The organism is Bacteroidia bacterium, from assembly GCA_020852255.1.
Taxonomy (GTDB): domain Bacteria; phylum Bacteroidota; class Bacteroidia; order JADZBD01; family JADZBD01; genus JADZBD01.
This window is the reverse complement of sequence record JADZBD010000016.1, coordinates 39,409-51,962: the sequence shown is the minus strand read 5'-3', so window position 1 is coordinate 51,962 and position 12,554 is coordinate 39,409. Positions and strand designations below refer to the sequence as shown.

The following is a 12,554-nucleotide window of genomic DNA, read 5'->3' as shown; positions in this document are numbered from 1 at the left end:
GCACAAATCTAACAATTATTTACGGGCTTCGTAAAGGGTAGCGGTGCCGAAGGAATAGGGGGTGGCCCTTGGCTCGCGGAAACCGGTGTTGCGCAGGATACTCAGTAATGCCTCACCATGCGGAAATGCCTCAACAGACTCAGGAAGATAACGGTAGGCGCGTGTATCACGGGTAAAGATTCTTGCAACAGCCGGTGTGATTCCCCGGAAATAGAATCCGAAAAGAGAGCGAAGGAAAGCGTTTTCAATCCGGGAGAATTCAAGAATATAAAGGCACTTGCCCGGTTTAAGTACACGGCGCATTTCGGTTAGGCCCTGCGTAAGATTTCCAAAATTACGCACTCCGAATGCCACTGTTACTGCATCAAAGGTATTGCCGCTGAAAGGAAGCGACTCTGCATCGCCTTTCCCCAAAACGATCCTGTTTTCCAAACCGGCAATCTTAACTTTCTTTCTTCCGATCTCCAGCATTTTTTCAGATAAGTCTATCCCGGTGATTGTTGCTCGGGTCCGTCGTGCGGCTTCCAGTGCTACATCGGCTGTGCCGGTAGCTACGTCAAGTATAGTTTCAGGGCTCCCTGCGGTTACGGAACGAATCATTTTCCTTCGCCAGATTCTGTGGATACCAAGGGAGAGGATGGAATTTAAAAGATCATATTCTTCCGAAATGGAATCAAACATTTCCTCCACCTGTGCTTTCTTCGGCTGTTGGCTGTTATATGGTGTGACCTCCATTTTATACAAGTTCAGGCTTGAGATATTTAGCAGTGTAGCTTTCTTTATTCCGGATGATATCCTCCGGTGTTCCCTGACAGACAATCCTGCCTCCCTTCTCACCGCCTTCAGGACCAATGTCAATTACCCGGTCGGCCACTTTGATCATGTCCATATTGTGTTCAATGATTACCACCGTATTACCTTTTTCCACCAGACGGTTCAGTACGTGGAGAAGGATACGGATATCTTCGAAATGAAGACCCGTTGTCGGTTCATCCAGGATGTAGAGGGTGTTGCCGGTATCTCTCTTGCTCAGTTCGGTTGCGAGCTTGATGCGCTGAGCCTCCCCGCCGGAAAGTGTGGTGCTGGGTTGTCCAAGGGTAATGTAACCAAGTCCAACATCTGAAAGTGTATTGATGCGCTGGGCGATAAAGGGAATGGACTCAAAGAAAGAAACGGCCTGCTCTATGGTCATATTCAGAACATCGCTGATCGATTTTCCTTTATATCTGACCTCCAGTGTTTCACGATTGTACCTTTTTCCCTGACATTCTTCACAATGGACATAAACATCGGGCAGGAAATTCATCTCTATGGTTTTCAGTCCGGCTCCCTGACAGGCTTCGCAGCGTCCGCCTTTCACATTAAAGGAGAAGCGCCCTGGTTTATATCCGCGGATTTTCGCTTCTGGTAATAGTGTAAAAAGATTTCGAATGTCTGAAAAAACATTGGTATAGGTGGCTGGATTGGATCTGGGCGTACGGCCGATGGGACTTTGATCAATTTCAATTACTTTATCAATGTATTCAAGTCCCCTGATGGAAGAGTAGGGAAGAGGTCTTTTTTCTGCGCGGTTGAAATGTTTGTTCAGGATGGGAAACAGTGTTTCTCCGACAAGGGATGATTTGCCGCTACCGGACACACCGGTTATACAGGTGAGTGTGCCGAGTTCTATCTCCAGCATAACACTTTTAAGATTATGTCCGCGCGCGCCTTCCAGTCTCAGTTTTTTCCCATTTCCTTTTCTTCTTTTTTGCGGGACATCTATTTTCTTTTTACCGTTCAGATACTGGGCCGTCAGCGAATCGGATGCGCGAATTTGCGCGGGTGACCCCTGGGCAACGATTGCTCCTCCGTGTATTCCGGCCATCGGCCCGATATCCAGGATGTGGTCTGCACTCAGGATCATCTCTTTGTCGTGCTCCACCACCAGCACAGAGTTCCCAATATCCCTCAATTCTTTCAACGCGTGAATAAGCCGGGTATTATCGCGTTGATGCAGTCCGATACTGGGTTCATCCAGAATGTATAATACTCCTACCAGCTGAGATCCAATCTGTGTGGCAAGACGTATCCGCTGGGCTTCGCCTCCCGACAAAGTACGTGAGCTGCGATTAAGCGTAATGTAATCAAGTCCTACATCCAGAAGAAAACGGATCCGGTTGTTGATCTCCTTCAGTATTTCCGTCGCGATCATTCGTTTTTTTGTGTCCAATTTTTTTTCAAGGCCCAGAAACCACTCCGAGAGATGCAACAGGTTCATATCCGCCAGTTCTGCAATGTTCTTGTCGAGCACCCGGAAATGATGGGCTTCTTTTTTAATTCTGCTCCCCAGGCAGGTAGGACAGGGGATCTCATTCATAAATCCCTGCACCCAGCGAAGAATACTTTCAGAGCCGCTTTCCTCCTCCTGACGGGAGAGAATATTTACAATCCCTTCAAATGTAACGGTGTAGGATCCCGTGCCGTCCGGTCCTCCTTTTACCTTGAAAATGCGATCGGATCCGTACAGGAGGGTTTGCAGCGCCTCCTCCGGTATATCATCCACAGGTCCGTTCAGTTTAAACTTGAAAGAATCAGCGATGGCTTCCACCTGACGCCAGATCCAGTTGTTTTTATATTCTCCCAATGGAGTGATTCCCCCCTGCTTCAGGCTTTTCTTTCGGTCCGGAATAATCTTATGAATGTCAATTTCCAGAATGTTTCCAAGTCCGTTGCATTGCGTACAGGCACCGTATGGTGAATTAAAGGAGAAGAGGTTAGGGGCGGGTTCATCATATGAAATGCCGGAAGTAGGACACATAAGAAACTTACTGAAATGTCTTACGGTCATATCCTTGTAAATGTCCGAACCGGGGGCTTTCTCCGATAATTCTCCGATCATCATACTGCCTTTTCCGTGTTTCATGGCCAGGTTTACGGATTCCACGATCCGTTGCCGGCCGATGTCTTCAACTGGCAACCGGTCTATAACTATCTCAATGTCGTGGATCTTATAGCGATCAACTTGCATGCGCACCGTCATGTCTTTCATTTCCCCGTCTACCCGCACCCTGGTGAAGCCGTATTTTCGTATCTGATCAAACAACTCCCTGTAATGTCCTTTTCTTCCTTTCACTACCGGAGCAAGCACCACAATCTTTTTTCCTCTATAATGTTCTGCGATCAGATCAATGATCTGATCCGTGGAGTACCGTACCATCTTTTCACCGGTAACATACGAATACGCATCAGCGGCCCGTGCGAAAAGCAGGCGCATGAAATCATACACTTCGGTGATGGTTCCTACGGTTGATCGAGGATTCCGGTTAACCGTTTTCTGTTCAATGGAAATCACCGGAGAAAGGCCATTGATCTTATCCACGTCCGGCCGTTCCATGCCGCCCAGGAACTGCCGCGCGTAGGAAGAAAATGTTTCGATGTACCGGCGCTGCCCTTCTGCAAAAATGGTGTCGAAGGCTAAGGAGGATTTTCCGCTACCGCTCAGTCCGGTGATTACAACGAGTTTTCCGCGGGGAATGGTCACATGAAGATTTCTCAGGTTATGCACCCGGGCGCCTTCGATCTCCAGGATCTCATCGGAAAGTGTGTCTTTTTTACTCAATTTTCCCCGTTGTGTCGGGGTGCGCGAAATTACTCAACTTTGAGGAATCTTCCGAGGGTGAGATAGGGTCTGGTTTAAACAATTCTTTCAGTTTTTCCTCAGAATAGCGGCCGTCGGGGACGCGGATGCGATAGGTGTTCCCTTCGTGATTCGGCAGTTGGTTACGCATCAGCCAGGGGTTAAGGTGGTAAATCACTTCCGGCGATGTACCCTGTTCCCTGGCCCATAATTCCAGATCCTCAATTGATTGGTCAACCTTTTTCTCCTTGTATGGGATAGAGATTCTTTGCGCCCCTGATCGTTTGAGTATTCCATAGAACCGGGGGCGGGAGATCACTTCCTTTACGGAGAGCAGTTTGTAAATATAAATCGAGGTTTCCTTGTTTAGTTTTAACTCATACAGACTTCGCCCGGGCTGATTCCTGATCTGCCGCAGAATGCCGCCTTCCCCCAGATTATACGCTGCGGCCGCCAGTGTCCAGCTATGAAATGTATTGTATAGTTCTTTCAGATAACGACAGGCTGCCGCCGTGGACTTTTCAACATGATACCGCTCGTCTACATATTCGTTGACCTCCAGTCCCATCCGTTCCCCTGATTCAGGAATAAACTGCCAGAATCCGGCGGCCCCTTTGGGAGAAATCACATTACTCAGGTTGCTTTCTACCAATGCAACATATTTCATGTCGTCAGGAATGCCATGCTGCCGGAGTATCGGTTCAATCACCGGGAACCAGGTTGCACATCGGATCAGGAAAAGATTGTACTGAGGAATATGCAGACTCTTTTTTCCAAGTTCTCTTGCCAGGCGGTTTACAATTACCGAATCATCTTTCGGAAACGGCTCCCCGCAAAAATTAATGTCGGAAGGAAGCCGTACACCGAAATGGATGGCGCTGGTCCGGTGGTTTGAATCCTGCTCAATGGCTGTATCACGCGGATGAAACCATCGTTCCAGAAGAAGGCACAAGGTCATCACTCCGGGAAGGGTCAACGCAAGGATAAGGTTGCGCCGACGAAATACCGCTCGTCTGCGGGAAAACTTCATCGTATGGTTATACGATTCAGGAAGAATAAAGTCAGAAAAAGAATGCCAAAGCAGACGATAATCAAAAGCGGCAGAGCGTAACCTTCTGCCAATGTGTGCAGTAAAACATATGCACCGCCGGCTCCTGCCATCGAAAGGATAGTAAATAACAGTGCAATGCGACGCTCCGTTAATCCCCGGAAAAAGAGACTGTGAGTGGTGTGATCCTTCCCTCCAATAAAGGGAGAACGGCCACGTAGTATCCTGTTAATAATAACCGTAGCAGTATCGGTAATGGGGATGCAGAAAAGCAGGCATACGGCTGCTAACTTTATCCATACCGGCAATTCGGAAATCTCCGCAGATGACCCCAGGCAGGTATGAATTCCTCCCGCCGACAGGAATACCCCCAGCAGCTGACTTCCTGTGTCGCCCATAAACATACGGGAAGGATACCAGTTAAAATAGAGAAAGGAGGCAAGTGACGCGGCGATTCCGGTCAGAACAAAGACATAAATGCCTTCATCGCTGCGGTGAAGGGATGATAGAATACAAAAGAGCAATATCACCAGCGAAACCAGCGTGCTTACCGCATCCATATTGTCAAGCATATTGATGGAATTCATAGTTCCCACCACCCACACTATAGTCAGTGCATGATCCAGATAGGGCGAGCCTGTGATCTCTGCTCCGGTACCGGTCAGGCTCATAATAAGCCCGCACATGATCTGTACAAAAAGTTTGAGCCATGGCCGGGTGTCGTACGCATCGTCTGCAAGTCCCATAAGAAAAGCAAGCGTGGCTGCGGCAATAAGTCCGATATCCTGCTTCCCGATGAAAGCGGCGGACTCGCGAAAAAAGACAGGATAAAAAGCGATCGAAAAAAGAAACACAATGTAAAAAGCAATTCCTCCCAGTGCGGGTTTCTGGGTTTTCGCCCAGCGTACTGGCATCTCCTGGCTTTCCCGGATACCCAGTGTAGTAGCAAATCGTAACAAAATAGAATGGATGAGAAAGGAAAAGCCTCCGGCGAGCAGGAAATACAGCGCAGGAAGCAGTAATGGGTTTTCTGCCAGCAGATTCAGGAACGGTGAGATGAGGCTTGTCAACGAAAAGTCAGAGTTTGGACAGCGGCAGTCCGTACCGGTCTTTTTCGCTCAGCACAGGATCAGCGATGCCCCAGTTGATTCCGATTGCAGGATCGTTCCAAAGCAGACTTACTTCCGATTCTTTATTGTAAAAACCGGTGCACTTATAATGAAATACGGTATGGTCATGTAATGTCAGAAAGCCATGTGCGAAACCTTCGGGGATGTAAACCATTTTTTTATTCTCTTCGCTGAGTTCAGTTAAAAAATACTTGCTGAAGGTGGGACTGTTACGCCGAATGTCAACCGCCACATCCAGCACTGCGCCCTGAAGTACCCGTACGAGTTTTCCCTGACCATGCGGAGCCTTTTGAAAATGAAGTCCGCGCAAGACACCTTTGGAGGATAACGATTGGTTGTCCTGAACAAACGAAGCGTGAATGCCTGCTTCTTCAAACACACGTTGGTTGTAGCTTTCGAAAAAGTAGCCGCGAGAATCTGTAAAAACGGAAGGTTCAATGACGAACAGGCCCGCGAATTCAGTTTTTTTCACTTTCATGCGCCCCCTTCGTTTTGTCTTCATAATACCCGTACCCATACCCGTAGCCATAGCCATAGCCGTAGCCGTAGTTGTAACCGTAACTTTTCCTTTCAATGTCAACACCATTGAGAACAACAGACAGGTTTTTGATGCCGCTTTCGTTGAACATTCTGTCAATGTTCTGTACAAAATTCCGGCGTGAATAATCCGCCCGGAGAATGTAGAGAGGATAATCCGCCTTCTGAATCATGGTCATGCCGTCTGTAACTAGTCCCACCGGAGGGTTGTCGATCACAACCAGGTCATACATGGATTTCAATTTTTCAAGAATATTGTCCATAGCGGCGCTGATGATCAGCTCGGAAGGGTTGGGAGGAATCGGTCCTGCGGTGATAAAATGAAGATTTTCCAGCGAACTGTGCTGAATACATTTCTCCAATGGATCTTTGCCGATCAGGATCGTACTCATCCCGCAGGTATTCGGAGCCTGAAATCCGGTGTGGATTTTTGGTTTTCGCATGTCCAGATCCAGGATCACCACCTTCTTGCCCGAATAGGCAATGATGCCGGCAAGGTTGATCGCAACAAATGTTTTTCCTTCACCCGATATGGTAGATGTGATGGCCATGACCTTCGCATTTTCTCCTGCGCTGATGAACTGAAGATTGGTACGGATGGAACGGAATGCCTCGGCAATAAGAGACTTTGGATTTTTATCTACCAGTAACTGGGAATTCGGGATTTCCTTTTTGTATTTTGGAACAATACCAAGAATTGAAATGGAGGCTTGAGTCGCTTTGATGATTTCATTGAGCGAATTGATCTTATCGTGGAAAATATACCGAATCAATACCAGGAGAAGACTGAGAAGAAAGGCGACGATGGAGGCAGAGATGTAAAAACTCTTCTTTTTCGGATATACCGGTGAAGTAGGGAGGGTGGAATATTCGAGAATTTCGTGCTGGGAAACGTTTCCCGCCTGCGAGATCTTATACTCTGTACGTTTCTCCAGCAGCATGGTATAAAACTTTTCGTTGATGCCGAACAGTCTCTGAATCCGCTGATATTCGAGTTCATCTTTTGGAATCTGCGTAAACTTCGATTCAAAATCACTTCGCTTTGCCTTCAGATTGTCCTTTTTCAAGGTTACCTTCTCCTTAATGGAACGAATGCTCTCCAGAACCACCTTTCGTTTGTTCAGGATGGCGGCCTCTGCCGATTTAAGACGTTCGTTATTCACCTGAAGATCCTGCTTGAGCATATCCCTTTCCCTGACCAGTCGGGAAAGATCATCAAGCAGTTTCGTGAGCGTGAGTTCGTATTCAGTACCTGCCAGCAAAGGCAGCATGCTAAAAGAATCTTCCTCTTTACTCTTCGATATGGTAGTCTCAATCTCTTTTAAGACATTTTCCTCCAGTTCCAGTTCCATCATGTCATTCTCAATCGCATTCAGTCTGGAAATATTTATTTCTGTGTACGCATCTGAGGTGGTAAGTTTGTTGTCACGTTTGAAATTGAGAATACTTGCTTCGGATAGTTTGAGGTCACCTTCAACTTTATAGATCTGTTCGTCAATGAAATCAAGTATCTTTCTGGCGCTTTCCCCCTTTTTCTCACGGTCGTACGCTTTGAACTCGTTGGCAATAATATTTACAATGTCTCTTGCCTTCGCCGGATTGCCGTCTTTACACGATATCTCTACTGTTCGGGCTGCATCGTTCAGCAGGTGAACGGTGATGGCATTTGTATAAGAATTGATCACATGTTCTTCTGTGTTTATGACGAAGAACAGTGAATTGGATTTGAGTCCTTCCCGCAGGGCTTTATATCCTTCATGATCATGCAGGGTGATCATCAGAGAAAAGCCTCCAAAATTGAACCACTTGCCAGAAGTAAAGGCAACGGGTTCGCCGGCTGTTTCTCCACCCAGGGAAAGACGACCGCTGCCGTTTTCTGTCAGTTCAACGTAAAAACGCGTGCCGAAGCGGGGCGCCTTCACGGTATCGAATACAACCGTGTAAGGTGTTCCGGTATAGTGCTCGAATTCCAGGAAAGTACCTTCGGAATAGTAGGAGACATGCAGGGGGAGTTTCAAAAGTGTACGCTTGAGAAATTCCTTTGAACGCAGCAGTTCAATGGCCTGAAGCACCGCGTCTTCCTGGGTAGGGTCGTTACTTACGTTAAGAATCCGGGAAGCTGTATTCGAGTTCTGCACCTGAATCACGGAAGAGGCCTGAAATTCAAGTGGGGTATATCGGAGTACCAGAAAGGTGATTCCGTACGCAAGTACAAAAAAGGCGATGATCCATAAGAACGAACGCCTGGCGAGGAAAATAAAAAGACCAAGTTCGAATTCCTTCGAAAAATTGGAGATCCGTTCCTTATAACGGTTAATGCTCTCCTGAGAGTTCTCTGTGTGCTGCGTAATCATCGGGCCGTCTAGCGGGTCCTTAAAAATTCGTAGAAGATGACCGCACTGGTAATAAACGTGATGTACGGAGTGATCTCGTTGATTACCGTTCTGCCAATTTGCAGACGGGGCTCCACATAAATTATATCGTTGGCCTGAAGCACGAGTTCTGCGGATTTAATACCATCAATAGTGGAAAGATCAATCAGGTAAACTTCAGGATTTTTTAAATCGCCGCGTATGAGCTTTATGCGGTACGCTTTCCCGGTAATAGAAAGTCCGCCCGCCAGCGCCAGCGCCTCTATCAATGTTGTTTGCTCGTTTGCAAGGGGTACCACCTTCGCTGAACCCTCCGAACCCGGAAAAACAATCACGCGCCGGTTTGTAACGGATATCAGCACGTAGGGCTTCTGGAAAAATTCCGCATACTTTTGCTCCAGCATTAACTCTGCTTCGCGAATGGTAAGGCCCTTCAGTGGTACGCGCCCCAGTAAAGGAAGTTTAGATGTGCCGTCGTATTCAATAATGTAATTGAACGTAGCAGATATTTTCTGGTAGTTCTCGTTTGTCAGACTGGAAATATCTACGCGGCGGAAACCGTCATTTGTATACATGCTGAAGCTGATCTCATCATTTACAGCCAGTTTGTATTCTACCAAAGGCTTTTCCGGGGGTGTGGCGTATTTATATCCCTTTGGCGTTTTCATCATTACGCTGGGTTTCAGCATCTTACAGCTTGTAAGCGCAGAAATGGCAATAAAAAAGATGATGATATTTCTCATAACTCCCTGAGAATAAACCACAAATATAAGGAAAAGGAATGAGTTTAGCGGGAGGTATTAAGCAATTTCCTGTATAGTTCGGATGTGTCTGAGGCAAGCCGGATGTGGCTGAATTTGTCTTTGACTTTTTCCCGTCCTGCTATTCCTAGATTTTCACGCTCAAGGGTGTGTATGACCAGACGATCCAGAGCCGTTGTTAATTCTTGCAGATTGTTATCCGCGGTCAGAATTCCGCAACTTTCGTTTACCACTTCCTGAACACCTCCCACACGTGTACTCACTACGGCCTTTCCAGAAGCAAGTGCTTCAATAAGGCTTACCGGTGTTCCCTCGTTATGCGAGGTAAGCGCAACAATGTCACTGGCCGCATACAGCTTTTCCGTTTCTCTGATCCATGATGTAAAAATGAGTTCATCGTCGCGGAGTCCGCATATTTTCTTTTCCGTTTCGAGCGCTTCACGTTCACTTCCGTCACCGGCTATAACTGCGGTGATCCGGCGAGGGTAGCGAATGCATAACTGCTGAATGGAGCGAATGAAGAGGCGATGATTTTTTACCGGAACCAGCCTGCCTACAATGCTGATGACGGTGCGGTCTGCAGGGATATTATAAGCGGATCTGAAAAGCGCCCCCTCAGTACTTGCCACATTCAGAAAACGGTCCAGATCGAAACCCAGCGGTATGACATGGATCTTTTCAGGCAAACAAATCCGGTGCTCTTCCGATAACTCTCTTTTCTGCTCTTCCGATAAGGCGATAATGGCATCGGTATGCTTTGCCAGGGTGCGTTCTATGTTTTTATATATTCCTGTTTTGAGCTTCCCGAAGTAGGAATGAAAAACATGTCCGTGGAACGTGTGCACAATCACCGGCACTTTTTCTTTCCGTGCCGCATGCCTTCCCAAGGCACCCGCCTTTGCGGCATGTGTGTGAACAATGTCCGGCTGAAAATCCCGAATGATGCTGCGTATCCGGTTCACCGCCTTCCAGTCGTTTACCGGATCTATTTCTCTTGACATTTCCGGAAGAATTACGGGCGATAATCCCATGCTTTCCGGAATAAATAAGGAAGATTCTTCATGTGGCAGATGTTTACCGCCAATCAGCATAGTTTCAAATTCAGGTGAGAGGTCTTTACTGAGATTGCTCACATTGAAAGTGATTCCTCCAAGATTAAAACGATTGATGATTCGGAGAATACGCGGCATCAGTTCAGAAAATAATTTCGGTACCAGTTCTGAAATACCAGGAAAGCCCAAAGGGTGGCAGGGCTGTCATCGGGCGCACCGGAAAGCATTTTTAAAAATAATTGACGCAGCGCTTCCGGGTTGAAGATGTTTTGCTGTTTCAGGAAAGTAATGTCCCCAATCTCTTTTTCCAGCATTGGCTTTAGTTCGCCCTTAAACCATTCCAGCAGAGGCACCTCAAATCCTTTTTTTGAGCGGGCGAGAATCAGATCCGGAACCAGGTCCGGGAAAGCATTCCGTAACAGGAGTTTTCTTCCGCCAGATGAGATTTTTCGGGAGGCAGGGAGTGAGCGCACAAAAGAACTGACATCATGGGCAAGATAAGGAACCCGTACTTCTAATGAATGCGCCATGCTCATACGGTCCACTTTTACCAGCATGTCGTTTTCAAGTACCAGCCGGATGTCGGCTTCCAGTACATCATTCAGGTCGTTTCCCTCCTCGCAGGTAAATTGTTTTTTAGCCGCCCCGTACAGCCTGTTGTGAATAGAATGGGCTGTTAAGATATTTCTTCCGTCCGGAAATCCGGCCATGTTCCAGTATCGGTCTGGACGGGACAGCAAGGAGGAAGAGAGAAATTTTCTTGCTTTACGGAGTGTATTTCCTGTTTTGCCTGATCGCGAAACCGGAGCTCCGGACAGCATACTCAGTCCGGCTTTTGCCAGCAAGGCAGGCATTGGACGGGATGCAATTCTGCGTTCGGCTTCGTGTTTGTTGTATCCCCCGAATAGCTCATCCGCTCCGTCGCCTGATAGAACTACCTTCACATATTCTGCGGTTGATTTGCAGAGCAGTTGAACCGGCAGGGAGGAAGAATCGGCGAAAGGTTCGTCCAGGTGGGAAAAAAGAAAATGCATGGATTCTGACAATTCCCGGTTTTTTACTTCAAACACCGTATGCGTGGTTCCAAATTTCTTCGCTGCGATCCCTGCATAGCCCGTTTCATCAAAAAACGGCTGATCGGGAAATCCAATGGAAAAACTCGGAAGGCCGGGTTTAATTCCGGCAGCAATACCTGTGATCACTGTAGAATCAAGACCTCCGCTCAGAAAGCAACCTACCGGTACATCCGCATATAACCGTTTTTCGACTGCGTGTTGCAACCGGCTTCTCAAGGCGCGCTCATGGTTTTCTTCCGCAACGTCAGATGGCGGTTTAACATAGTATTTTACCTGATTACTGACTACGGAAAGAAAAGTGCCCTTTTCCTGTTTTTTTACACCCTGAATAATGCTGTAAGGTGAGGGAATATAATTCAGATGAAAATACAGCTGCAGAGCCGTTTGGTCCAGCACCCTTGGTACCCCGTACTTCAGGATTCCGCGCAGTTCTGAACTGAACAGGAAGACGTGTTCATCCCGGTAAAAATACAGGGGTTTAATCCCGAACCGGTCACGTGCCAGAATCAGTTCGTTTTTTTTCTCATTGAAAATTGCCAGCGCAAACTCACCGTCCAGTTTATCAAAAACATCAGTGCCCCATTCCTGGTAGCCCAGGAGAATCACTTCCGTATCGCTTCGGCTTTGAAAAACATGTCCCTTTCGTTCCAGTGCTCGGCGGAGCAAATCAAAATTGAATATTTCACCGTTAAACGCAAGGATTACATCCTTACTGTCACTGAGCATAGGCTGATGTGCCTGAGGGGAAAGGTCTAAGATCTTCAGTCGGCGGTGTCCAACCGAGAAATTATCCCGGTACAGCAATCCTTCATCATCCGGCCCGCGATGGCGAAGAGAATAAATTGCTGAAGAAGTAAGTGCGTGGAATTTTTTTCCAACGTCGTCAAATGAAAAGGCCCCTGCAAATCCGCACATGGTGATGATTAAAAGTAACAAAAAACCCGGAAGACTTTCGTCGT

9 protein-coding genes are annotated in these 12,554 nt (G+C 47.2%); all 9 read right to left on the bottom strand.

Going from position 1 to position 12,554, the window contains the following annotated elements; translation table 11 throughout:
* Positions 1-15: 15 nt before the first annotated feature.
* Genes ubiE through asnB form a run of 9 tightly spaced genes read right to left on the bottom strand, consistent with a single transcriptional unit; the run spans position 16 to position 12,510 of the window.
* Positions 16-735 carry a bifunctional demethylmenaquinone methyltransferase/2-methoxy-6-polyprenyl-1,4-benzoquinol methylase UbiE gene (gene ubiE, locus IT233_08780; GenBank protein ID MCC7302724.1) on the bottom strand — a complete coding sequence of 240 codons (720 nt, stop codon included), beginning with the start codon at positions 733-735 and terminating at the stop codon, positions 16-18.
* Between the two features lies 1 nt (position 736).
* Positions 737-3,601: an excinuclease ABC subunit UvrA gene (gene uvrA / locus IT233_08775; protein ID MCC7302723.1), complete on the bottom strand. Its 2,865-nt coding sequence runs from the start codon at positions 3,599-3,601 to the stop codon at positions 737-739.
* A complete protein-coding gene (locus IT233_08770) occupies positions 3,594-4,649 on the bottom strand; it encodes a lytic transglycosylase domain-containing protein (GenBank protein MCC7302722.1) in 1,056 nt (351 codons plus the stop codon). Before IT233_08770 ends, uvrA begins: the two co-directional genes overlap by 8 nt.
* Positions 4,646-5,737 carry an undecaprenyl/decaprenyl-phosphate alpha-N-acetylglucosaminyl 1-phosphate transferase gene (locus IT233_08765; GenBank protein ID MCC7302721.1) on the bottom strand — a complete coding sequence of 364 codons (1,092 nt, stop codon included), beginning with the start codon at positions 5,735-5,737 and terminating at the stop codon, positions 4,646-4,648. Before IT233_08765 ends, IT233_08770 begins: the two co-directional genes overlap by 4 nt.
* 7 nt (positions 5,738-5,744) lie before the next feature.
* Positions 5,745-6,275 carry a dTDP-4-dehydrorhamnose 3,5-epimerase gene (gene rfbC, locus IT233_08760; GenBank protein ID MCC7302720.1) on the bottom strand — a complete coding sequence of 177 codons (531 nt, stop codon included), beginning with the start codon at positions 6,273-6,275 and terminating at the stop codon, positions 5,745-5,747.
* A complete protein-coding gene (locus IT233_08755) occupies positions 6,256-8,688 on the bottom strand; it encodes a polysaccharide biosynthesis tyrosine autokinase (GenBank protein ID MCC7302719.1) in 2,433 nt (810 codons plus the stop codon). The genes rfbC and IT233_08755 overlap by 20 nt, the downstream gene beginning before the upstream one ends.
* Before the next feature lie 8 nt (positions 8,689-8,696).
* Complete coding sequence (locus tag IT233_08750) at positions 8,697-9,449, bottom strand: polysaccharide biosynthesis/export family protein (protein ID MCC7302718.1); 753 nt, start codon at positions 9,447-9,449, stop codon at positions 8,697-8,699.
* 44 nt (positions 9,450-9,493) lie between these two features.
* Positions 9,494-10,657: a glycosyltransferase gene (locus IT233_08745; protein ID MCC7302717.1), complete on the bottom strand. Its 1,164-nt coding sequence runs from the start codon at positions 10,655-10,657 to the stop codon at positions 9,494-9,496.
* Positions 10,657-12,510, bottom strand: coding sequence for an asparagine synthase (glutamine-hydrolyzing) (gene asnB / locus IT233_08740; protein MCC7302716.1), 1,854 nt, complete (start codon positions 12,508-12,510; stop codon positions 10,657-10,659). Before asnB ends, IT233_08745 begins: the two co-directional genes overlap by 1 nt.
* Positions 12,511-12,554: the final 44 nt, after the last annotated feature.